This is a genomic window from Candidatus Endomicrobiellum cubanum (assembly GCF_031278955.1).
Classification (GTDB): Bacteria; Elusimicrobiota; Endomicrobiia; order Endomicrobiales; family Endomicrobiaceae; genus Endomicrobiellum; species Endomicrobiellum cubanum.
Genome location: NZ_JAITJM010000052.1, coordinates 1 through 23,875, shown reverse-complemented (window position 1 = coordinate 23,875; position 23,875 = coordinate 1). Strand labels below are relative to the sequence as shown.

Sequence of the window (23,875 nt, the reverse complement as noted above, 5' to 3'; positions counted from 1 at the left end):
GTATTTAAGTATGACTCTTTTTAAATATACAAAATATATAATCATTCTTTTAATTATCATTGTTATTGTTTATTTTCTAAGAGCACCTTTATTTGCTCCCAGTATAAAAAAATACTTATCATCTAAAGTAGAAAAAGAAATAGACTTTGAAAAATTTTATATTTCACCAATTTCATTAACTTTTACTAATTTAAAAGTAAAAGATACCTTTTTAGTTAAAAAAATTTCTTTTGATTTTCGACCTATTAAGCTTATCTGTAACATTAAAACCCCAATAAAAGCTATTAGAAAAGTTAAAGTATCAAATGTAGAGATTATGTTAAATAAAGAGAACTCTACAATAAAAGGTAAGAGTATTAATAAACCTTTACACATTGATTCAGGTAGTTTTAATTTTGATATTTCAGTAGATGAAATTTTGTTGAAAAATAAATATGAAAACGTAAATTTCAAAAATATTTCTTTAAAGTTCGATAAGGGTGATATTAACTTTATTGCTGCTTTAGATATAAATGGGTTTATTTTTGATATTAATTCTAAGCTAGAACGAAAAAATGAGAAAGAGTTTAACACTTTAACAACTATAATTTCAAAAAATAAAATTGTTGCAGATATTATTTTTGACGGAACTTTTGATTCAGATTTAAACTTGTATCAAAATATTAAAGTTACAAAGTTAAAGTATAAAGGGTTAAACTTTAGATCTTTTGAAGGAGTTATTTCTAAAAATTCTGATATTGTAAGTTTAAATATATCAGGAGCGTCCGGTAATTTTAACATAGAGTCTTATTTATCTTTATCAAAAATAAATAAAAATGTAATTGGGGATGTTAATTCAAAAATTATCCTAAAAGATAATGTTGAAAAAATTAATTTAAGTATTAAAAATTTATCTATTTTTAATTTAGGAAATGGTAATTTTGATTTTAATATAACAAAAAATGAAAAAGATAATTATATAGGGTGTTGTATATATGGAGAAAACAAGAAAGTTGATCTTGTGGTTTCTAAAGATGGAAGTTACGAGAAAAGGATAATAGTAAACGGTAAAGAACTTGGCAGTGTTATTGGTAATATTAAAAAAGGAACAATTAAAACTAACATAAAAAATGTAAGATTGCTAGATTTACCTCTAAAAGATTTTTTAGGTAAAAAAGTATATGGAATAATCAATTTTTATGGTCAAATTGATGAAGTTGCTGGTCAAATTGATTTTTCTTTATATGATTTGTCAAATAATAAAAAAGTTATAGGCACTATTACAAGAAATAATGATATTTATGTATTTAATTTTTCTAATGTAAATGAGACTCTTTTATTTAATACTGTTGTTGAAAAAGGAGATATTCTTTCTTCAGATTTTAAATTTATAAAAATAGATACTTTTAAACTATTTGATATTTTAGGTTATGATTTAGATAAATTTTCTGGTATTGCCACAGGGCGTATTAAGTACCAGAAAAATGCATTTTTGGAATTTAACTTAAAGATTTTTGATGGTTATTTATATGGTAATAATTTCAAAAAATTTGATGTGAAAGGGAATATAAACTCAAATGAATTTAATGTAGAACACTGTAAAATGGTTGATTATTCTGATAAAGAGTTGTTTGATATAAGGGCTATTTTAGGTTTTAGTAAACAAATAGAATCTTTTCTTGTGGCAAGTATAAAGAATTTTAAAATAAGTTTTGTAAATTTGACATCATATGCAGAATTTAAAGGCTTTTTAGATGAAAAAAAAGTTATGAATGGTTTATTGAAAATTTCCAGTATAAATTTTTCTGGAGCTAATTTAGATGATATTTCTGCTGAAATAAAAATGTCAAATAAAGAAATAAAGATTTATAACTTAAAGTCGAGCCAAGATATAGGTGCTACTGGACTTATCAATTTTAAAGAAAATAAAGTGCGTGTCAACCTAGAATGTAAAAATTTAGATATTAAAGGTCTGTATAAAAGATTTTCTGGTTTTTTAACTTTTTTGGTAGATATATCAGGCAATTTATCTAATCCTGAAATAAGCTTTTGTGCAAGTGTTACAAATGGTAGATATTTTACTTTGCCATTTTCTTTATTTTCTGAAATAAAATTAAAAGATAAAGTTTTAATACTCGATAAGGTAAAGTTGCTATCAAATAAAACAAATATAAGTTTAAGTGGAAGTTATACAAACAATGGTAGTATAGATGTAGGAGTTAATAATTTAGATGAAAAAATTATTAATGCTTTTGTTGGTTTTAGGACACCTTTAAATATTAATTTTACTGGTACAGGCAATATTTTTATAAAAGACAACAAGTTGGATTCCAAACTGTTTTTACATTCTAAAACTGCTTATATAAAAAATTTCAAATTAAACGATGTTAAATGTAATTTTGAAATAAAAAATTCAAATATTTATTTAAGTAGCGCTAGTTGCAATATTTCTGATAGTCAGGTAAAAGCAGATAAGGGCTTTTTTAACCTTAAAGATAAAACTTACGGGTTAGATTTGTTTTTAGTTAATGTTAGGACGGGTATTTTTGATTTTTTAGGAAGCATTAATCTTTTAGGGAGGATGGTAAAAGATGAGAATAGTTATAAATATACAGGTTCTGCTAATTTAAATAACTTTTGGATAAGTAAATATAAGTTAGACTCTTTGAAGTTAAATTATCATATAAAAAATAAAACACTAGAATTATACCAGCAGCATGATGATAAAAAAGATGCTTTAAAAATTTCTGCTTTAGCTATATTTGGAGATGTTTTATCTATTAGAAAATTAAATATCTTAAGGAATGATGCATCTTTCAATTTGTCTACTGATATCTCAAAAGATTTTATAAATTTAAGTCTTGCAAGTACAAATCTGGAATCAAAAATTTTAACAGATATTTTTAATTTGAGAGATTTAGTATTTGGTAAATCAAATATAAATTTAAATTTGTTAGGAGATATAAAAAAACCGAAAGGAAGCTTACAAATAGATTCGAAAAATGGCTTTTTTATTGGAGCTCCATATGATAACTTAAATGTAATGCTTAATTTAGAAAATAATAGGGTTTACATAAATAAAGCTAATATTTTTAAACGGAATGAACTTCAAGTATCTATAAACGGAGATTTCCCTTTTTATCTAAAAAGAGATCTTACTGATAAACAAAGTTCGGTAAATATTTTTTATGAGATAAATGATTACAAGTTAAATATTTTAAAGTATATGTCTTTGGATTTTATTAGACCTTTTTCAGGGAAAATGTTTTTGAAAGGATCTTTTACGGGGAGTCTAGATAAAATTAATTCTAATGCTAAGCTTTCTATAAGCGGAGCGTCTTTTGAATTAAAAGAATATTTAAATAAAGTTAAAAATATGTATGTTGATATAACACTTGTTGATAATTTGCTTAGTATTGATAATTTTAATTTAAAATCTGGTTCTGGTAAGCTTAATGTTTATGGAAATATAAAGTTAAAAAATTTTAATGTAGATTATTTTGATATAAGATTTATTACGACTCAAAAAGGAATACCTATAAAAATTCCACAATTACCTTTAACTAGTTTTATTGGTTCAAAATATTTTCTAAAGGATTATTCTTTTGGAGAGCCTAGTTTTGATATAAAAATAGAAGGTAATCCTACAAGCCTAAGAATTTCTGGGAAGATAATTTTAGAGAGTACAAGGTTTACTTATCCTGGAATTTCTGAAAATAATAAAGAGTCAATATTTCCTGATTCTACGTATATCAATTTAGATTTTATTACTACAAAAAATACAAGATTTGAAAATTCTTATGTTTCTGCTTTAATAAATGGGGCACTACATTTAGAAGGATATCCTAAAAATCTTAAAGCAGAGGGTATAATTGACAGTTCTCGTGGCACTATTGATTATTTAGGTATGTCATTTAATATTTCAAATGCAAAATTAGAAATATTAAATGACAAAAGTATATATTTAACTCTTACATGTGAGACTTCTTTACCGTCAAAGACTGGAGAGCCTTCTGATACAATAAGATTAGTTGTAGATAGACGTGAACTTTCTGGTTTATCCCAACCTGGTTCTGTTAAGTTGGTTTCTAAAGATAATACTAATATTGATTTTCAAAAAATATTAGGATTAGATACAAACCAAGATGCATCATTGGAAGTTTCATACATTTTAGGACAGCAAATAGTTCATCTACTTAATCAAACAGCTGCTATTCCTTTTGCAAAAGGGATGCTTAGAAAAACAGGGCTAATTGACAACTTTAAAGTTTCATATACAGATACTAAATCATTAGATATAAATGACACTAAGTCTAAAGCAACATTAACAAATTTAATGCTAGGTACTAAGTATTCTTTAGAAAAAAATATTACAAATCAAGCACTTTTAGGCTATTCAATAACTTTTGATGAATTTAACCAAAAGATAAACTTAAAACATTCTTTAGAGATACTTTATAAGCTTACTGATAATTTATATATAAGTGGTGATTATGGTTTGGAGAATAAAGACGATTATTATCAAGCAGATAAAAGCGTTATGGTTCAGCATCAAATAAAATTTGGTGCTTCTTCTAAAAAACATAATAAATAAATTTAGTTTGCTATAATTATGATGATAAATTATAGCTACAGGAGATAAGATGCAAAATTTTGAACAATTTATAGGCTCTTTTTCTTTTGATAAAAGATTAGGAGAGGTTGATATTATTGCTTCTATAGCACATACAAAAATGTTGATGGAAACCAGCATTATAAATACAAATGATGGGGATAAAATAATTTTTGGATTAAATTCTATCTTAAAAGACTTGCAAACAGGTTGGTCTTTACCAGAGGAAGAGGATATTCATTACGCGCTTGAAAAGGAGTTAATACGTAGAATTGGTGAAGTTGGTGGCAGAATGCATACTGCAAGAAGCAGAAATGACCAAGTTGCTACGGATTTAAGGATGTATGTAAAACAAGAAATAAATACAATAGAAAGTATTATTAACAAATTTCAAAAAATATTAGTAAGAAAAGCAGAAGAAAATATAGATGTTGTAATGCCAGGTTTTACTCATTTACAGCCAGCTCAGCCTATTTTGGCAGCTCACTATCTTTTGGCGTATGCTTGGATGCTGGATAGAGATAAACAAAGATTATTGGATTGCTATAAAAGAACAAATGTTTTACCTTTGGGAAGTGCTGCTTTAGCTGGGACATCTTTTCCTATAGATAGAAATTTTACAGCAAAACTTCTCGGTTTTGAAAGCGTTACTGAAAACTCTTTAGATGCTGTTTCAGATAGAGATTTTGCTATAGAATTTGTTTTTTGTATGTCTATGATAGCATTACATTTGACTAGATTCTGCGAAGAGATAATTTTATGGATGAATCCAGAGTTTGCTTATATAACTTTGGATGATAAGTTTACATCCGGGTCATCTATAATGCCTCAAAAGAGAAACCCAGATTGTGCAGAAGTTATAAGAGGAAAATCAGGAAGAGTTTTTGGGGATTTAATAGCACTTCTTACTGTTGTCAAGTCACTTCCTTTAGCATATAATAGAGATCTACAAGAAGATAAATCTCCTGTTTTTGACGCATTTGATAGCATGAGAATATCCTTAGAAGTTATTGTTGAAATGGTAGAGAGTCTAAAATTTGTAAAGGAAAACACTCGGAAAAGTACAGAAAAAGGGTTTATAGCTGCAACTGAAATTGCAGATTACCTTACAAAGCAGGGTATGCCATTTAGAACTGCCCATGGCATAGTAAAAAATATAGTTTTATATTGTCAGAAAAATAACAAAACATTGAACAATCTTTCTTTTGAAGAATACAATAAATTTTCTTGTCTATTTAGGCAAGATATCTTTGAGTATTTAGATGCTGGCAATATTGCTAATATGAAAACTTCTTATGGAGCAACATCTAAAAAATCTATTACTTTGCAAATACAAAATATTAAAAGAACTTTAAAATGAAAAAAATTACATTAATGTTTGTTTTGTTTTTTTTAGTAGTAACTACTTTGTTTGCTAAAAACTATGAACGTATCTTAACTGAAAGGTCAAGTATTCAAGCTGCGCTTAGTATAAATCCAGACATATTAGAATGTGTTCAGAATTTAGAATATGCTAAACAGAGAGTGAGAGAAGCTTTCTCATTGTATTTTCCAGTTGTAGGTGTTAACTTAAATCTATCGAGGTTTAACAATACCAAACCTATTTTGATTTCTGGAGAAAATTCTCAAAAGTTAATATATCTTCCGGAGGGCAAAAAGGACTTGTATTATTCTACACAATTATCTATTTGGCAGAGTGTGTATACAGGTGGTATTATAAGGGCAACTAATAAACTTTCTCATGTAAATCTTAACAAAGTTAAAGCAGAAGAAAATATTATTAACTCAAGGGTAATAAATAATATTAAGTTGATATTTAATGAGTGTTTATACCATAGAGCGTTAATAGACTTTTATAGTGCACAATCTAAAATATCAAATAATACAATTTTAAAGAATAAACAAAACTTAGAAGTTCTAAGATATAATCAAGAAATTTTAAATTTGTTAAATGCTATAGGCTTGGATTTAAATACAATTGTTTTAATAGCAGGTGATTTTATCCCAAAAATGAAAGAAATTGATTTAGGGAAATGCTTGCTACTTGCATATGAGTTTAAATCAGAGTTTAAAGCTACACAAGAACAACAGAATTTAGATAGTTTGATGTTAAATTTATTGTCTATGCAAAAATACCCTAATATTTTGCTTGGTGCTGCTCAAGAGTGGGTAGGTGATAAAATAGTTGGGGATGATACTAACTGGTATTGTACAGTTAACGTCAATATGCCTATTTTTGATGGAGGAAGTATTTTTGCAAGAATTAAACAAGGAAAAATAAAGTATAGAGAATCTATAATAAAAAGAGCAAAACTAGAAAATGATATTAAGCTTGAAATTATGCAAACATTTTTAGAGTATAGCTTTTTTAAAGATCAAGTAATAAATGCAAAACTTTTAGAAAAAAATGGGAAATATAATGAAAGTGATATAGAACTAATTCGCAATTTAAATAAAAGCTATTATAATCTTGAGCTTGCAATAGGGGTAGAGCTTGATTCATATTAAAAAAACTATCACTGTTTCTATAATTTTTTTGTTTTTTTTTACGCCTTTATTTTCTTTTGAGTCTGGAGTAGATTTTAATGAAGAAGATTTTTTAATAGACATTTTATGGCGCAAAATTGAAAAATTAGATTCAGGTAAAAGACCTAAAGTTGCTTTAGTTTTAGGTGGCGGAGGGGCGAGAGGTATTGCTCACATAGGAGTGTTAAGAGCAATCTCTAAAGAGTGTATACCTGTAGACTTAGTTGTAGGTACAAGTGTAGGCTCTTTAGTAGGAGCTTTTTATTGTGCTCAAGTTCCTATTGAAAAGGTGTGTAATCTTGCAGAACAATTCACTATTGGTACATTTTCAAATATTAATTATATTTCTATGTTTGATATGCTTTTTATGGATAACCTTTTCTCAAATCAAAAGCTTGAAAAATATATGAATGATATTATTGGGAATATAGGATTTGAAGAATTAAAAATTCCTCTTATTTGCGTTGCTACGGATTTAAATACAGGAGAAAAAATTTTACTTAGAGAGGGGAGTGTTGCTTTTGCCGCAAGAGCCAGCTCTACAATACCAGGTATTTTTAAACCTGTAGAATATAAGCAACGTTATTTAATAGATGGTGGATTAACTGAAAATATTCCTGTAAGCGTGGCCAAGATTTTTAATTGCGATGTTATTATAGCGGTTTCTGTTGCTGTAGATATAACAAAAAACAATATTTCCACTCCGATTGAAATATTAATGCAAGCTATATATATTCAGGGGAGGATGTTTGATGAATATAATCTAGATTTAGCAGATATTGTAATACGTCCAGAAGTTGGTTACTTGTCAGTTTTAGATTTTAAAAATGCCAGCTGTTGTATAAATAAGGGTTTTATTGCTGCAAAAAGAGTAATTAAAGACATAAAAAAAATAATAATAAATAAGACAGAGGAGAAGTATTTGCTTGAATAAATTATTAAAGTGTCCCTTTAAAAACTTTAACCCAGCAGTCCCAAAGAATGTACGCATCAGAATCTTTAAAAAGACCCTAATATCTTTTTTATGCCTTTTTATATTTCTAGATTTAGTTTTTTCTTTTGAACGTATTGTTACGATTTCTAAAGAAGAAGTGCAAGTAGATAGCGCTATTAAACATTGCAAAAGTCAAAAAGAAAAAATAAAAGAGTTAGAAGCTTTTGCACTAAATGCTTATAATAATAATCAATATGATTTAAGTTTGTGTGCGTATAATAAATTATTATCTTTTAAAAAAAATAGTAAAAAAAAAGAATTTAGTTATTATATGAGTTTAGGTGATATATATTGTTTAAAAAATAACTATGTTTTTGCTATGCATATGTATCAAAAAGCTTTATCAATGTATAAAAAAAATGAAGAAATAAACATAAAAATAGCCAACTTGTATTTAAAAATTAATATTTATAAATCTGCAAAGATTTTTTTTAATAATGTTTTAAAGAGTAACAAAAAATCTGTTGATGCAAAAAAAGGTTTAGCTAATTTATATTATTTAAAGAACAATTATCAAAAAGCTATTTTCTATTATGAACAAATAGATTTTTTCCATATTGATAAAAATACAATATTAAAAATAGCTGACTCTTATACTAATTTAAATGAAATCAATAAAGCTATAAAAATTTTGGAAGACTATACAAAAAATAACAAATCTTTTGAAGTGTTATTTTTCTTAGGACAGTTGTATATTGAAAACACTGAAAACTTAAAAGCAAAAGAGTTATTTTTAAATTTATATGAAAATCATAAGGATAACTTTAAGGTTTGTTTATATCTTGCAAATGTTTATAATTTACTGGGAGAAAGATCTTTATCCAATCACATGCTAGGACTTGCCTATAAGATAAATTCTTCTTGTTGTGCACTAAATATTTTACGAGCAGAATTTTCGTATAAATTAGGTCATGTTAACGAAGCAAAAGAATATGCTCAAAGAGCATTAATGAAAGCAAAAACAGTTTTTTTAAGAAATCAAGCTCAGAAACTTTTGACTTTTTTACAAAAAGGATCTTTAAAAGATCCTAATGCGTATAATTACAGTGAATATTTTGACAGGGAAAGGCAAAACGCAGGACTAGCACAAGTTTTGTAACACAGCAGTTTTTAACAAAGATGTTTTAATGTAGCAATGCTCAGAAAGACACAATAAAAATATGCATTATGGAGTCAATAAATAAACGGAGTTATTTATTATGAAAGTAGGCAGTTTATCTTTTTTTAAATTTATTCGTAGTATGTATGACTGGACTTTACATTGGGCAAAATCAAAAAATTCTAGCTATGCTTTATTTTTTATAGCTTTTATAGAAAGTTCTTTTTTCCCTGTACCTCCTGATGTGTTGCTAATACCGTTAGTTATAGCTGAGCCTCAAAAATGGTGGAGAAAAGCATTGATATGTACAATAGGTTCTGTATTGGGAGCCTTTTTAGGGTACTTTATAGGGAAGACTATTTATGATACAGTGGGTTCCTTTCTGATTAATTTTTATAATATTGAAAATGCTGTAAATATCGTAAAAATTAAGTATGCTCAAAATGCTTTTTTAAGTATTTGGGCTGGAGCATTTACTCCCATTCCATATAAGGCAATTACTATAACAGCTGGAATGTTTGATATTTCATTGTACACTTTGTTTTTTGCATCAGTTCTTGGTAGAGGGGGCAGATTTTTTATCATTGCCTTTGCTTTAAAATTTTTTGGCAAAAAAGTCCAAAATACTATAGAAAAATATTTCAATATTTTATCATTAATATTTTTGCTTTTACTTATATTATGTTTTTTAGCATTTAAGTATTTATGAGGGTAGGTTGATCTAAAGGGGGTCTATTAATATGGGAAATAAGTCACCAATTTTTGAAAAAGTTACACCATCTTTACTTGAAGCTATGCCATATGAATTTGTTGGGAAAGACATCAATGTTTGTATAGAAACTGAAGAATTTACTTGTCTTTGCCCTTGGACTGGTCTTCCTGATTTTACATATATAGTTATAAATTATATTCCTGGCAAGACTGTTGTTGAACTTAAGTCTTTAAAAATGTATTTACAGTCTTATAGAATGGTTGGAATAGTACACGAAAGTGTTGTAAATAATGTTTTAAATGATTTGGTCAATGCCTTAAAACCTAAACAAATGTCTATAGACATAGAATTTGGAATAAGAGGTGGAATTACTACAACTGTTAGTGCAGAATATATACAAAAATAGTTTTTATTTTTATTATTAAGGTTTTTAGAGATACTCAATTAGGTTTAAGGAAGAATAAATGTTAAAAAAGTATTATAAAATACATTTTGTTGGCATTGGTGGTTCTGGGATGTCAGGCATTGCTGAAGTTCTTATAAACTTAGGACATACTGTTTCAGGTTCAGATTTAAAAAGAACAGATGTTACAAACCATCTTAAAGAAATTGGAGCCAGAATCTATATTGGGCATGATGCCAAAAATGTAGCAGGAATTGATGTTGTAGTTACATCTACTGCAATAAACAGTAATAATGTAGAAGTTAAGGCAGCATTAAGAAAAAAAATTCCTGTTATACCTCGTATAGAAATGCTTGCTGAACTAGCAAGATTAAAAAATACAGTAACTGTAGCTGGTACTCATGGAAAAACAACTACAACATCGCTTACATCTCTTGTGCTAGCTGAAGGTGGATTAGATCCTACAATAGTTGTTGGTGGAAGGCTTAAAAATCTTAATACTAGTGCTAGACTTGGTAAAGGGCCTTATATTGTTGTAGAAGCAGATGAATCTGACGGATCTTTTTTAAAGCTTTCTCCGGTAATTACAGTAGTAACAAACATAGACAATGACCACTTAGATTTCTATGGGAATATGGATGCTTTAAAGGAAGCTTTTATTAGTCATCTTAATTCTATTCCTTTTTATGGGGCTGCAATTATATGTTCTGATGATGTTGTTATAAGAGAAATAATGAATAAAGTGAAAAGGAAATATATTACTTATGGTCTCAAAGGATGTCCTGACATTAAAGCTATAAATATAAAGGTTTTAGAAACTTGTACAAGTTTTGACGTCTTTTATATGAAGAAAAAACTTGGTAATGTAGGTATAAAAGTTCCTGGTAAACACAATGTATTAAATTCTTTAGCTGCAATAGGCACAGGCATTTGGTTGGGTATACCTTTTGGTTTAATCTCAAAAGCTATAAATAGTTTTAATGGTGTGGGAAGGCGTTTAGAAATAAAAGGTGAAAAAAATGGTATTACAGTTATTGATGATTACGGACACCATCCTACAGAGATCAAAGCTACACTAAAGGCCATTAAAGATTTTTGGCCCAATAGAAAGCTGATTGTATTATTTCAACCTCATAGATATACAAGAACGAAAAATCTTTTTGACGAATTTGCAAAAAGCTTTAAATATGCAGATGAAGTTAAAATCTTAGATATTTATGCTGCTGGAGAAAAGTCTATAAGTGGTGTAAATTCTGAGCTAATTTTAAATAATCTTTTAAAAAGCAAATCTAATGCCGATAAATTCGTTGATCTAAAAATGCTATCAAAAAATCTTTCTTTTGGAGATATAGTACTTACCTTAGGTGCAGGCGATGTTTGGAAAAAAGGAGAAGAGTTATTAACGCTGATCTAGTAAAAGAATTATCTTTTTTGGGTTGTAAAGTTTTAGAAGGAGCACCTTTATATAAATATTCGTCTTTTAAAATAGGAGGGAATGCTGATTTTTTGCTTGAAATCCCAAACGAAAAAGCTCTCCTATTCTGCTTAGAGAATATTTCTGCTTATAGATACATGATTTTGGGCGATGGAACTAATGTTTTGTTTTCAGACAATGGGTATAGAGGTATTATAATTAGATTAATAGGTGAGTTTAGAAATATTAAAACTTTACAAGAAGTAATAGTAGCAGGTGCAGGAGCATCATTACAACAAGTTTTAAATAATGCTTTAAAAAACAATTTAGTAGGATTGGAATCTGTCGCTGGTATTCCTGGTACTGTAGGTGCTGCTGTTTATGGAAATGTTGGAAAGCGAAATGAATGGATAGGCACTTTTGTAGATAATATTGAAGTGTATAAGGATGCTAAAAAGAAATGTTTAAGTAAAGATCAAATAAGTTTTAGTTATAGGAAAAGTAACTTAGAAGAAGAATATGTCATTACAAAGGTTAAATTTTTATTGAAAAAGGATACAAAAAATGATAGTTTAAACATGGTTAATGAAAATATTCATAACCGAGTGTTAATTCAGCCTTTGGATATGCCTAATGCAGGTAGTATATTTAAGAACCCTACAGGATATAGTGTTGGAAAGCTTATAGAAGAATCTAATTTGAAAGGGTTTCAAATAGGCGGAGCAAAAATTTCTAATAAACATGGAAATTTTATAGTAAATACAGGACAAGCAACTTCAAAAGATGTATTAGCTTTAATAAATTTAATAAAAGAAAAAATAAAATTAAAATTTAATATAACTCTTGAGACAGAGGTAAAAATAATAAATGATAAATAGCAGCGAAATTATAAAACAATTAGAAAACAAAAAAATAGGTGTTTTATATGGTGGTATGTCTAGTGAAAGAGAAATAGCTATTTTATCTGGCAAGGCGGTTTTGAAAGCTTTAAAAAAGATGAAACTGGATGTTTGTGGTATAGATGTGGACAAAAATATCATTGAAAAGATAAAAAAGGAAAAAATTGACATTGCTTATATTGCTTTACATGGGCCATTTGGAGAAGATGGAACAATTCAGGGCATGCTCGAAATCTTAGGCATACCTTATACTGGTTGTAATGTTTTTGCATCTTCTGTTTGCATGGAAAAGAATATGGCAAAAAGTCTTTTTAAACTTGCGAACATAGCGACTCCAGACTGGAGTGTTTTAAAAAAATTTGAAAATTTGCCAGACATAAAACATTATCCTGTTGTTGTAAAGCCTGTGTCATGCGGTTCTGCTTTGGGTATTACAATTGTAAAGAATTTTGAAGAATTTGTTAAAGCTGCAAAAAAAGCTTTTGAATATGGGCAGGAAATTATTATAGAACAATTTATAATGGGTAAAGAGATAACTGTCGGTGTTTTAGATGGCAAAGCTTTACCAGTTATAGAAATAGTACCTGAGGGTAAATTTTATGATTTTAAATCAAAATATCAAAAGGGGTGTTCTAAACATATAATACCTGCAGAGATAAGCAAAAAGTCTTATAGTACAGCTCAGAATTATGCTGAAAAGATTTATAAATTTTTTAAATGTAGGGCTGTTTGTAGAGTTGACATGATTGTAGATAAAAGCGACAAAGTATGGGTATTAGAAAATAATACTATCCCCGGTATGACAGAAACTTCCCTTCTTCCAGATGCAGGTTCTGCTGCAGGATATAATTTTGAAAGTTTAGTTTTAAAAATTATAGAGAGTTCTATAAGAAATGCCTAAAAAAAAGCGTTATGTTTATAAGTCAGTTTACACTAGTAGCAATATTAGTAAATCAGGGAAAAAAGGAAAAAGATTTTTTAGAAATTTTTTGTTTATAATGCTTTGTGTAGCAATTATGGTTACAATTTATATTGCTTATAAAAAGTTGCTTGATATTGCATATAGCTCTGATAAAATGACTATAAAAGATATAAAGATAATGGGGTCTAAAAACGTAACAAAGACAGAAATACGAGAACTTTTACCATTTAATATAGGTGATAATCTTTTAAGAATTAATCCTTCTCAAGCAGAAAAAGAAATAAAAAAATTGAAACCAGAATTAAAAAATGTTGTTATACATAGATCGTGGCATAAAGTTCAAGTTAAGCTTTACGAAAGAATTCCCGAAGCGTTTATCGTCATTAATGATGAATTGTTAGGAGTTGACTTTGACGATATGCCGTTTCCACTGCGTGGTTTTATGAGTGCAATGAAAGTTCCTAAGCTTTTTTATAACACAGATAAAGAAAGAAAACAATTACTAGATTTTATTAAAAGATTTAGAGATGTTTGTGAAGACTTCTTGAGTAATATTTTAGAGATTAAAATGAGTAGTACGGGAGATATTATCTTTATAATTAACTCAAATACAGTAGTTTTTTGGGGAGATGAAATGCCCGAACATCTATACTGTAAATTTAACAAATTTAAAAAAATTTATGTTGATGCAATGTCTAGATATAAAAATATAGAATATATCGATATGACTTTGTATTCTTTAGGCAGAGCTATTGTAAAACCAGTTTAAGTTAGAGGTGAAAATGTCAAAAAAATCTCTTATAGCAGGTCTTGATATTGGTAGCAACAAAGTATGTTGTGCAGCTGGAATACGTGATGAAGATACAAGGATAGTAAAAATATTAGGCGCTGTTTGTGTGCCCTGTGATGGTATAAAGGCTGGAGCTGTTATAAATATACAAGAAACAGCTTTAGCTATTGGTAAGACTTTTGAAGAAACAGAAAAAGTAGTGGGAGCGCAAATAGGTAGTGTAATCACTGCTATGAGAGGCAGTTTTATTAAATCTAAGGATTCAAAAGGCGTTGCAAATATAAGCTATTCAAATAGAGAAATTTCTCAAGAAACAGTTGATAATGCCTTAGAGAGCGCAAAAAAGCAAATAAGATTAGAGCCGGATCAAGAAATAATTCAAATAATACCTAGAGAGTACATATTAAATCAACAAAGAGGTATACAAAATCCTATTGGTATGGAAGGAACTTATATAGAGGTTGATGTTCATGCTTTTGTTGCTTCTAGTAGTAATATAGGCAACATTGCCAAATCTATGAGCTCTATTGGTGTAAATTGTGATGATAGAGTTTATGGTTATTTATCTGCAAGTGATATATTAGTTACAAGAGAAGAAAAAGAGTTAAGTTGTCTTGTTGTTGATTTTGGAGGCCTTACTACAGGACTTGTACATTATTTAGATGGTATTATAAGGCATACTGATGAACTTCCTGACGGGTCAGATTATATTACAAGAGATATAGGTCATAAATTGAGAGCAACTTATTCTATTTCAAGAGATATTAAAGAAAAGTACGGTGCGGCATTTGTGTATACTGATTTTAAAAATGAAGAGTTTGAATATAAATCTGCAGATGGTAGAAGTATAAAAAAATGTGATAAGTTAGAGCTTGCAAATGGAATAATTACTCCAAGAATAGATAGGATTTTGTATGAAGTAAAGGAAATTATAAATAAAAATAATTATGGGGATGAATTTTTGTCTGGAGGTATAATCCTGACAGGTGGAGGAAGCAATCTTGCTGGACTTACCGAAGCTTTTGAAAAAGCTTTTAATTGTTCAGTAAGAACTGGAGTACCAAACTCAGAAAAAGTTATCGGGCCAAACGAGATACTTATGAATCCGTCTTATACTACAGCTATAGGAGCTATAGTTTCAAGTTTTTCAAATATTAAATATTTTAAAAGAAAAAGTTCTGGTAATGGAATGGTGTCAAAAATATCAAAATGGTTTGAGGAAATTTTTTAAATGAGTATGAAAATAGTTTTACCTCAAGAAGAGGTGAGTTTAGGGCAGTTCGCTAAAATAAAAATTTTAGGTGTTGGCGGTGGTGGATGTAACGCTGTAAATAGAATGATTGCTGCAAATGTAGGAAATGTAGAATTTGTAGCAATTAACACAGATGCTCAAGCTTTGCTTAAATCCGCAGCTCCTGACGTTTTACAAATAGGCGAAAAAATAACTAAAGGGCTTGGAGTTGGTGGTAATCCAGAGATGGGGAGACAATCTGCAGAGGAAAGTTTAGAAGAAATAAGAGGTCGTTTAATTGGTGTAGATATGGTATTTATTACAGCTGGAATGGGTGGAGGCACTGGGACGGGAGCAGCCCCTCTTGTAGCTAAACTTGCAAAAGAGGCAGGGATTTTAACTATAGGTGTTGTTACAAAACCATTTGAACATGAAGGTAAAGTTAGAATGGCGCAAGCAGAAGAAGGGATTAAAAATCTTAAAAGTTTTACAGATGCTCTAATTGTTATCCCAAATGAAAGGGTTTTTAATGTTATAAATGAGAGAATAGCCTTAGATGCTTTTTATCAAATTATAGATGATGTTTTAAGGCAAAGTATTCAAGCTATTACAGATGTTATAACAGTAACAGGAGAAATTAATAGAGATTTTGCGGATGTGAGAAACATTTTATCTAATGCAGGTACTGCTTTAATAGGTATTGGAGAAAGTACAAGTGATGATGCTAAAGAGGCTGTAAAAAAAGCTTTAACAAGCCCACTTCTTGATAACTACGATGTTTCCAAAGCCCAAAAAGCTTTGGTTAATATAACCACAAATTCTAATGTGACAGCTTTTACATTACAAGACATATTTAATGATATAAAAAATTATGGTATTAACGGACATGTATTTTTTGGTCATACAATAGATAATAGGCTTGATGATAAAATTAAAGTTACTATTATTGCTACAGGATTTGCTAGTGATGAGTTGCCTAATAATTTTTCGGCAACTACACAACAGGAATTATTTCTGGATCAGAAATTTAAAACAGAAGATATAGAACCTTCAAAACCTGCCTATACATACTGGAAACCTAAATTTTTAAAATGAATACAAGAGAAAAGTTTATATTTCATAAAAATTTTAAGTATAGACATTTTACTAGTACTATTTTAGCTGGCAATTTAAAAGATAAGACACTACGAGACAATTTTTTAATTTCACAAAACTTAAATCCAGCTAATTTGGTGCTCGTAAATCAGGTACATAGCTCTGATGTTAAAATTGTTGAAAAATATAATTGTGGTAATTTCATTGATAATTGTGATGGTTTAATTACTACTGATAAGTCTATAATATTAGGTATTTTTACGGCAGATTGTGTTCCTTTACTTATGACAAATGGAATAGTTAAAACTGCAATTCATGCTGGGTGGAGAGGTATTCATTTAGGAATAATAGAAAATGCAGTTGGAATTTTGAACAATAAATTTTCTATAAATCCTAAAGATATTGAAGTTTACGTTGGGCCTCATATTCATTCTTGTTGTTATGAAGTTAGTAGAGATTTTGAAAATATTTTTAACCTAAAGTTAAAGAATAATAGATTAGATTTATCAGAGGTTGTTTTTAGTAAATTAAAAAAATTAGGGATTGTTAATATTTTTGATATGAATCTATGCACTTGTTGCCAAAATAACTATTTTTTTTCTTATAGGCGAAATAAAACATCCGATAGAATTTTATCTCTGATTGCTTAACTAGAGGGTCCCCTAAAACATAATCTAAAAAATAAGTGAGGTTAAATTTTTGAAGTATTTGATTGAGACAATTGGGTGCCAAATGAATGTGTGTGAATCAGATGCACTTTCTAACATGCTTTCAAATTACGGGATGTTGCAAGTACATAATATAGTAGATGCAGATGTAATTATACTAAATACGTGTTCGGTAAGAGCTCAAGCCGAACAAAAAGCATTTTCTTATATTGGCAGAGTAGAAGAACTTAAAAAACAAAAACCCAATGTCAAAATTATTGTTATTGGTTGTATGGCAGAAAGATTAGGTATAAAGATTAGGAAACGTTTTAAAAGTGTAGATTTAGTAATTGGTTCAAAAAATATAAATAATTTTGCCTTAAAAATTGTGAATTTATGCAATTTAGCTAAAATAGATAATAATATCTTATCTAAGAAATCTACAGAAGTTGGAAGATGTATTACAATTATAAGGGGGTGCAATAATTTTTGTTCGTATTGTGTTGTGCCTTTTGTAAGAGGTCAAGAAGTTAGTTTAGATAACAAAATTATAATCAGTGAATGTGAAGAAATGGTAAAAAGTGGGGCAAAAGAAATAATGCTTTTAGGTCAAAATGTAAATTCTTATAAGCATGGTACGGTAGATTTTGTATCTTTAGTTAGAGATATTTGTAAGATTGACGGACTAGAAAGATTAAGGTTTATGACAAACCATCCTAAAAATTTAAGTGATGACTTAATAAACCTTATTGCTACTGAAAAAAAGGTTTGTCATCATGTTCATTTACCAATGCAGTCAGGCTCTAACAAAGTTTTAAAAGAAATGAATAGAAATTATACATACGAATATTATTTAGCTCTTATAAATAAATTGAGGAGTAAAATTGCTGATATAAGCATAACAACAGACATTATAGTTGGGTTTCCTGGTGAAACAGAAAAAGATTTCAATAATACCTTAAAAGCTCTAAAGGATATTTTTTTTGATGGATTGTACGTGTTTAGATATTCGTCAAGACCTAACACAAGAGCTTCAAGAATGGTTGATGATGTACCTTTAGAAGAAAAAAAAAGACGGCACTCTATTATTTTAAATGAGTCAAATAAAATTTCTTCAGAAATTGTTTTATCCATGGTTGGTAAAACTTTTGAAGTTTTAGTTGAGAATTTTAAGTCTAATATTTTAGAGGGAAGAACAGGTGGTGGGCGCAAGGTTTTTATAAAAAGTACAAGTAAAGATTATGTTGGTAAAGTTTTTAATGTCCATATCAGCGAGTCTAAAATAAATTCGCTTTTTGGCAATATTGTATGAAAAAAGAGTCTAACTTAAATGTAGATGCAATGTCTACTAGAGGAGCGGTTGGTTTGATGCAAATAATGCCAAAAACTGCTCAAGAAATATCAAATCAATTAAAAGTTTCAAATTTTTCTAATAATTCTTTAAAAGATCCGGAAATAAATATAATGTTTGGTGTTTACTATGTATCTAAGCTTTTAAACTATTATAATAATAACTTAGTTTTAGTTTTATCTGCATATAATGCAGGAATAGGCAATGTTGATAAATGGCAAAACAAACAAAATAAAAATATAGATTTAAGGATCAAAGATATACCATTTAATGAGACAAAATATTATGTAAAATCAATTATATTTACATACAAAGTATATAAGTTTTTTAAATTTATTTCTTTAATGGAGAACAACGATAAATAAACCCTCTGATAAATTAACACCTTTAATGCAACAATATTGGGATATCAAGTCTAAATATCCTGGGATGATTTTATTTTTTAGGCTAGGTGATTTTTACGAAATGTTTGGAGAGGATGCGATACAAGCAGCCCCTGTTTTAGATGTTGTTTTAACCAAACGTACAGGTACTCCCATGTGCGGAGTGCCACACCATTCAGTAAATTTTTATATTAGAAAACTTATATCAAGCGGTCTAAAAGTAGTTATTTGCGACCAGCTTGAAGAGGCAGGAGTTTCAAAAGGTATAGTAAAACGAGGAGTGACTAAAGTTATAACTCCAGGGACTGTTTTAGAAGATGTTCTTTTAGATTCTAAAACAAATAATTTTTTAATGGCACTATACTTTGAAAATGTAAATGATTCTTTGTTTGTTGCGTTTGCTGATATATCTACCGGCGAATTTTTTACATTAGAAACAACACTAAAAGCAATCAGTACAGAGATATCAAGGCATCCTATTAGTGAGCTTCTTGTATCTTCAAGCAATGTCAAAAATGAGTTTACAGAAAATCTTATTTCTAATATAAAAGTGCCTATTTCAAATATAGATGATAGTTTTTTTAAATATGAAAGCGCAAAAAAAACTATAGAAGACCTATTTGCTTTTAATGCTATAAAAAAGTTTAGTTTAAATAAAAAAGGAGCAATTTGTGTTTGCGGCGCTTTACTTTCTTATATAAGAGAAATTCAACCGCAAAGTGTTGGTATTTTTTCTAATATAAGATATATTAAAAATTCAGATTTTATGTATTTAGATACTGTTGCGATAAAAAATCTTGAAATTTTGTCTTGTATGCATACTGGGAAACTTGAAAATTCTCTTCTTTGGGTAGTAGCTTCTACAAAAACAGCTATGGGTGCAAGAACTTTACGCAATTGGATTATACAACCGCTTTTAGATATTGAAAAAATCAAAAATCGCCAAAACATTGTTAAGTTTTTTATAGATAATTCTAATGTACGTAAAAGTGTTATAGAAAACCTTAAAAGGGTTTCAGACATAGAGAGGATAGCTGCAAGAATTTCTTCTTTAACTGCAGGACCTAAAGATTTAATAGCATTAAAAGATTCTTTGAAAGCAATAAATAAAGTATGCGAAATTATAAATTCTGTACCTGGTCTTTCCCTACATCTTGAAATTCCAAAAAACGATCAAATTATTGATAAAATTTTTAATGTTATTGTTGACGAACCTCCAATATCTTTAAAAGATGGCGGTGTAATCAAAAAAGGAGTAGATGACAAATTAGATGAATTGAGAAAATTATCTACAGATGTCAAAATGTATATATCTGACGTAGAATCTAAGGAAAAACAATCAACAGGTATTAATAGCCTTAAAGTAGGCTATACGTCGGTATTTGGCTATTATATAGAAATTAGCAAAGCTAATATACATTTAGCTCCAAAACATTATGTTAGAAAACAAACACTTGCAAACGCAGAACGTTATATAACTGAAGAGCTAAAGGTTTTAGAAGAAAAGATTTTATATTCACAGGAGAAAATTTTAATATTAGAAAACAAGATTTTTAATAATTTAAGATTAGAGATTGCTTTGTATTTGCGAGATATTTTAAAAACTTCGCAGATTATTTCTGAAATAGATATTTTTTCTGGTTTTGCAAAAGACGCTTTAGAATATAATTATGTTTGTCCTGCAATAGTAGATTCGCAAGAACTTTATATTAAAGATGGTAGACATCCAGTAGTTGAACGAATTTTAAAAAATGGAGAATTCATTTCTAATGATATTGCTTTTGACGAAAACTCAAAAGTAATTATTATCACAGGTCCTAACATGGCAGGTAAATCTACATATTTAAGGCAAACAGCGCTTATTATTATAATGGCACAAATTGGTTGTTTTGTCCCAGCATCGCAAGCCAAAATTGGTGTAGTAGATAGGATTTTTACGAGAATAGGCGCGGGCGACAATCTAGCAGGAGGCGAGTCTACGTTTATGGTAGAAATGTCTGAGACTGCAACTATATTGAACCAGTATACTCAAAAGAGTTTAATTATTTTAGATGAAGTTGGGAGAGGAACTTCAACGTATGATGGTATGTCCATAGCTTGGTCTATAATAGAGTTTTTTGCAGATGCTAAAATAAAAGCCAATAATGGTATAAAAGTACTTTTTGCAACACATTATTTTGAACTTACGGATTTAGCAAATACACTTAGTGGCGTAGTAAACTACAATGTTGGTGTTAAAGAGTGGAATGGTGATGTTATATTTTTACATAAAATAGTTAAAGGCAGCGCGGATAAATCTTATGGTATACATGTTGCAAAAATAGCAGGTATTCCAAATAAGGTTATAAGTAGGGCATACAAAGTTTTAAATAAATTAGAATCAAGCCATATAACCTCTAAATTTGATGTAAATAATCAATTAGATCTTTTTTCAGTTAATGAAAATAATTTAATTCAAGAAGATTCTGATATTCTACAGGAATTGCGTAATATAGATATTAATGCTTTAACCCCATTAGAAGCTTTTAAAATACTGCTTGATTGGAAAAGAAAAATATAATTGAATAAGTTTGTTTTAGACAGACTCTATATTATGAGGGAAGTTTTTAATGCATAATGGTATATTTGTAACTGCGACAGATACCGAAGTGGGAAAAACATATGTTTCTTGCAAAATAGCAGAAGCTATAAAAGGTTTAAATATAAATGCTGGTGTTTTTAAGCCAGTTTCTACTGGCGACAGAAACGATGCAAAAGAATTAATTAAGTCTTCTCAAATAAAAGAATCAGCAGAAAAAGTTACTCCTGTATTTTTTAAAAACCCTATGTCGCCTTATGGAGCATCTTTAATTGAGGGCAATTCCTGTGATTTAAAAAAAATTGATTCTCATTTTAAATATTTTTTAGATAAGTATAAGTTTACAATAGTCGAAGGAGTAGGAGGGATACTTGTCCCTATAAAAAAGAATTTTTTTGTAAATGATTTAATAAAAAAGTTTAATTTGCCAGTTATTGTTGTTGCAAGGCATAATTTAGGGACTATTAATCATACTCTTCTTACAATAGAACATTTAAAAAAAAGTAATCAGAAAGTATTAGGCATCATATTAAATAGGAACAAGAATAAAGAAGATGTATCGTGCAAAACAAATGCGATGTTGATAAAAAAAATAACAAAACTAAATATTTTGAGTTTAGGTTATAATGAAATAATAGATTTAAGGAAAAATAAGTGGATAATAGGTTAAAAGAAAAGTATATTAAACTTGATAAAAAGAATATTTGGCATCCGTTTACTCAAATGGCAGATTGGATAAATGACGATCCTAACAAGCCTTTAATTATTGACAAAGCAAAGGGCGTTTATTTATACGATGTTGATGGTAGGCAATATATTGATGGTATTTCATCTTTATGGGTTAATATTCTAGGACACAAAAATTCTTTGATAGACAATGCAATAAGAGAACAAATAACTAAAGTTTCCCACAGTACTTTTTTGGGTCTTACACATTTGCCAGCAATAGAACTTTCTGAAAAACTTTTAAATATTCTACCTAAAAATTTAAATAAAATTTTCTACTCTGATAACGGATCTACGGCAGTAGAAGTTGCTCTAAAAATGGCCTATCAATATTGGCAGTTTAAAAAAGAAAAGAGAACAATGTTTTTATCTTTAAAAAATGCATACCATGGAGATACAATAGGTGCAGTTTCTGTTGGCGGCACAGAGTTGTTTCACTCTAGGTTTAGATCCTTACTTTTTAAAAGTTATTTTGCAATGTCGCCATATTGTTATAGATGTAAATTTAGAACAAAAAGCATACCTTTCCCTTTAACAGCAAAGAATTTTAAAAACCATAATTTTCAAGTTGGTTGTAAAGGTGAGTGTATAAAACAAGTTGATGAAATTTTGGGTAAATATTCTAAGAAGATTGCAGCTTCAATAATAGAGCCGCTAAACCAAGCTGCTTCAGGTATGATAGTAACGCCAAAGGGATACTTGTCTGAATACGCAAAACTTTGTAAAAAGTATGGTGTTCTTTTAATTTGTGATGAAGTGGCTACAGGTTTTGGCAGAACTGGTAAAATGTTTGCCGTAGAACACGAAAATGTGCATCCGGATTTTATATGTTTGTCAAAAGGTATAACAGGTGGATACTTACCTTTAGCAGTTACAGCTACAACGAATAAAATTTACAATGCTTTTTTAGGCAAGTATGAAGAATTTAAAACATTTTTTCATGGGCATTCTTATACTGCAAATCCATTAGCTTGTGCAGCTGCAAATGCTGTTATTGACATACTAAAGGAAGATAATATTTTGCAAAAAGTAGATATTATAATTAAGAATCTTGAAACAGAGCTTAAAGAACTTTCAAGTCATATTAAAATAGGAAATATTAGACAATGTGGAGTAATGGTAGGAATAGAAATCGTAGAAGATAAAAAAACAGGCAATCCTTATGATTGTAAACTTAAGATGGGCGCTAAAATTTGTAGTAGAATAAGAAAGCAAGGCATTATAATAAGAAATCTTGGAGACACACTTGTTTTATTTTTACCGCTAATAATTACTAAATATGAGATTTCAAAAATAATTAAAGCAATCAAAATAGAACTTGACAATCTTTAAGAGATATATTTAGAGATATCCAAATAGAATTTTTAGATTTATGAGGGAAAGTATGACAAACAAATTAGTAAAATGGAGTAAAGAAGCGAAGGAATTTTTTGAAAAAGCAGGAGATAGTAGCGTGGTTTTAGATTTAGTAATATCGTACGCATGTGCAAGTCAAACAGGGGAAGGATTTGAAG

Annotated in this window: 19 protein-coding genes; all 19 read left to right on the top strand. The window is 28.8% G+C overall.

The window, feature by feature from the left end; all coding sequences use genetic code 11:
- Positions 1 to 10: 10 nt before the first annotated feature.
- The 19 genes from LBD57_RS04855 (at position 11) to bioA (ending at position 23,693) form a co-directional block, all read left to right on the top strand.
- Entirely contained in the window at positions 11 to 4,573 is a 4,563-nt protein-coding gene (locus LBD57_RS04855; RefSeq protein WP_373470207.1) for a translocation/assembly module TamB domain-containing protein, read from the top strand.
- A 49-nt stretch (positions 4,574 to 4,622) separates the two neighbouring features.
- Positions 4,623 to 5,951, top strand: a complete 1,329-nt coding sequence (gene argH / locus LBD57_RS04850) for an argininosuccinate lyase (RefSeq protein WP_373470206.1) — start codon at positions 4,623 to 4,625, stop codon at positions 5,949 to 5,951.
- Positions 5,948 to 7,099, top strand: coding sequence for a TolC family protein (locus tag LBD57_RS04845; protein ID WP_373470205.1), 1,152 nt, complete (start codon positions 5,948 to 5,950; stop codon positions 7,097 to 7,099). Before argH ends, LBD57_RS04845 begins: the two co-directional genes overlap by 4 nt.
- Entirely contained in the window at positions 7,086 to 8,051 is a 966-nt protein-coding gene (locus LBD57_RS04840; protein WP_373470204.1) for a patatin-like phospholipase family protein, read from the top strand. The genes LBD57_RS04845 and LBD57_RS04840 overlap by 14 nt, the downstream gene beginning before the upstream one ends.
- Positions 8,044 to 9,210 (top strand): tetratricopeptide repeat protein, encoded by a 1,167-nt coding sequence (locus LBD57_RS04835; protein ID WP_373470203.1) that lies wholly within the window; start codon positions 8,044 to 8,046, stop codon positions 9,208 to 9,210. The genes LBD57_RS04840 and LBD57_RS04835 overlap by 8 nt, the downstream gene beginning before the upstream one ends.
- A gap of 100 nt (positions 9,211 to 9,310) precedes the next feature.
- The gene (locus LBD57_RS04830; RefSeq protein WP_373470202.1) at positions 9,311 to 9,919 is read left to right on the top strand and encodes a YqaA family protein; all 609 of its coding nucleotides are present in this window, start codon (positions 9,311 to 9,313) and stop codon (positions 9,917 to 9,919) included.
- A 31-nt stretch (positions 9,920 to 9,950) separates the two neighbouring features.
- Positions 9,951 to 10,328: a preQ(1) synthase gene (gene queF, locus LBD57_RS04825; protein WP_373470201.1), complete on the top strand. Its 378-nt coding sequence runs from the start codon at positions 9,951 to 9,953 to the stop codon at positions 10,326 to 10,328.
- A gap of 58 nt (positions 10,329 to 10,386) precedes the next feature.
- On the top strand, positions 10,387 to 11,739 hold the full coding sequence (gene murC, locus LBD57_RS04820) for a UDP-N-acetylmuramate--L-alanine ligase (RefSeq protein ID WP_373470200.1): 1,353 nt from the start codon (positions 10,387 to 10,389) through the stop codon (positions 11,737 to 11,739).
- Entirely contained in the window at positions 11,703 to 12,617 is a 915-nt protein-coding gene (murB, locus tag LBD57_RS04815) for a UDP-N-acetylmuramate dehydrogenase (protein WP_373470199.1), read from the top strand. Before murC ends, murB begins: the two co-directional genes overlap by 37 nt.
- A complete protein-coding gene (locus LBD57_RS04810; RefSeq protein ID WP_373470198.1) occupies positions 12,607 to 13,539 on the top strand; it encodes a D-alanine--D-alanine ligase in 933 nt (310 codons plus the stop codon). The genes murB and LBD57_RS04810 overlap by 11 nt, the downstream gene beginning before the upstream one ends.
- Positions 13,532 to 14,329, top strand: a complete 798-nt coding sequence (locus tag LBD57_RS04805) for a cell division protein FtsQ/DivIB (protein WP_373470197.1) — start codon at positions 13,532 to 13,534, stop codon at positions 14,327 to 14,329. The genes LBD57_RS04810 and LBD57_RS04805 overlap by 8 nt, the downstream gene beginning before the upstream one ends.
- Positions 14,330 to 14,342: 13 nt before the next feature.
- A complete protein-coding gene (ftsA, locus tag LBD57_RS04800) occupies positions 14,343 to 15,581 on the top strand; it encodes a cell division protein FtsA (protein WP_373470196.1) in 1,239 nt (412 codons plus the stop codon).
- On the top strand, positions 15,582 to 16,676 hold the full coding sequence (gene ftsZ / locus LBD57_RS04795) for a cell division protein FtsZ (protein ID WP_373470195.1): 1,095 nt from the start codon (positions 15,582 to 15,584) through the stop codon (positions 16,674 to 16,676).
- Positions 16,673 to 17,326 carry a peptidoglycan editing factor PgeF gene (pgeF, locus tag LBD57_RS04790; RefSeq protein WP_373470194.1) on the top strand — a complete coding sequence of 218 codons (654 nt, stop codon included), beginning with the start codon at positions 16,673 to 16,675 and terminating at the stop codon, positions 17,324 to 17,326. The genes ftsZ and pgeF overlap by 4 nt, the downstream gene beginning before the upstream one ends.
- A gap of 49 nt (positions 17,327 to 17,375) precedes the next feature.
- On the top strand, positions 17,376 to 18,635 hold the full coding sequence (miaB, locus tag LBD57_RS04785) for a tRNA (N6-isopentenyl adenosine(37)-C2)-methylthiotransferase MiaB (RefSeq protein ID WP_373470193.1): 1,260 nt from the start codon (positions 17,376 to 17,378) through the stop codon (positions 18,633 to 18,635).
- Positions 18,632 to 19,039 (top strand): lytic transglycosylase domain-containing protein, encoded by a 408-nt coding sequence (locus LBD57_RS04780; RefSeq protein ID WP_373470192.1) that lies wholly within the window; start codon positions 18,632 to 18,634, stop codon positions 19,037 to 19,039. Before miaB ends, LBD57_RS04780 begins: the two co-directional genes overlap by 4 nt.
- A gap of 25 nt (positions 19,040 to 19,064) precedes the next feature.
- On the top strand, positions 19,065 to 21,617 hold the full coding sequence (gene mutS / locus LBD57_RS04775; protein WP_373470191.1) for a DNA mismatch repair protein MutS: 2,553 nt from the start codon (positions 19,065 to 19,067) through the stop codon (positions 21,615 to 21,617).
- 49 nt (positions 21,618 to 21,666) lie between these two features.
- The gene (bioD, locus tag LBD57_RS04770; RefSeq protein WP_373470190.1) at positions 21,667 to 22,305 is read left to right on the top strand and encodes a dethiobiotin synthase; all 639 of its coding nucleotides are present in this window, start codon (positions 21,667 to 21,669) and stop codon (positions 22,303 to 22,305) included.
- Positions 22,290 to 23,693 carry an adenosylmethionine--8-amino-7-oxononanoate transaminase gene (gene bioA / locus LBD57_RS04765; RefSeq protein ID WP_373470189.1) on the top strand — a complete coding sequence of 468 codons (1,404 nt, stop codon included), beginning with the start codon at positions 22,290 to 22,292 and terminating at the stop codon, positions 23,691 to 23,693. Before bioD ends, bioA begins: the two co-directional genes overlap by 16 nt.
- The last annotated feature ends 182 nt before the right edge of the window (positions 23,694 to 23,875 follow it).

Bases quoted from the DNA above. Each gene is read 5' to 3' on its own strand.
- LBD57_RS04855 (WP_373470207.1), top strand. From the start codon at position 11: ATGACTCTTTTTAAATATACAAAATATATAATCATTCTTTTAATTATC.
- argH (WP_373470206.1), top strand. From the start codon at position 4,623: ATGCAAAATTTTGAACAATTTATAGGCTCTTTTTCTTTTGATAAAAGA.
- LBD57_RS04845 (WP_373470205.1), top strand. From the start codon at position 5,948: ATGAAAAAAATTACATTAATGTTTGTTTTGTTTTTTTTAGTAGTAACT.
- LBD57_RS04830 (WP_373470202.1), top strand. From the start codon at position 9,311: ATGAAAGTAGGCAGTTTATCTTTTTTTAAATTTATTCGTAGTATGTAT.
- queF (WP_373470201.1), top strand. From the start codon at position 9,951: ATGGGAAATAAGTCACCAATTTTTGAAAAAGTTACACCATCTTTACTT.
- murC (WP_373470200.1), top strand. From the start codon at position 10,387: ATGTTAAAAAAGTATTATAAAATACATTTTGTTGGCATTGGTGGTTCT.
- LBD57_RS04810 (WP_373470198.1), top strand. From the start codon at position 12,607: ATGATAAATAGCAGCGAAATTATAAAACAATTAGAAAACAAAAAAATA.
- LBD57_RS04805 (WP_373470197.1), top strand. From the start codon at position 13,532: ATGCCTAAAAAAAAGCGTTATGTTTATAAGTCAGTTTACACTAGTAGC.
- ftsA (WP_373470196.1), top strand. From the start codon at position 14,343: ATGTCAAAAAAATCTCTTATAGCAGGTCTTGATATTGGTAGCAACAAA.
- ftsZ (WP_373470195.1), top strand. From the start codon at position 15,582: ATGAGTATGAAAATAGTTTTACCTCAAGAAGAGGTGAGTTTAGGGCAG.
- pgeF (WP_373470194.1), top strand. From the start codon at position 16,673: ATGAATACAAGAGAAAAGTTTATATTTCATAAAAATTTTAAGTATAGA.
- LBD57_RS04780 (WP_373470192.1), top strand. From the start codon at position 18,632: ATGAAAAAAGAGTCTAACTTAAATGTAGATGCAATGTCTACTAGAGGA.
- mutS (WP_373470191.1), top strand. From the start codon at position 19,065: ATGCAACAATATTGGGATATCAAGTCTAAATATCCTGGGATGATTTTA.
- bioD (WP_373470190.1), top strand. From the start codon at position 21,667: ATGCATAATGGTATATTTGTAACTGCGACAGATACCGAAGTGGGAAAA.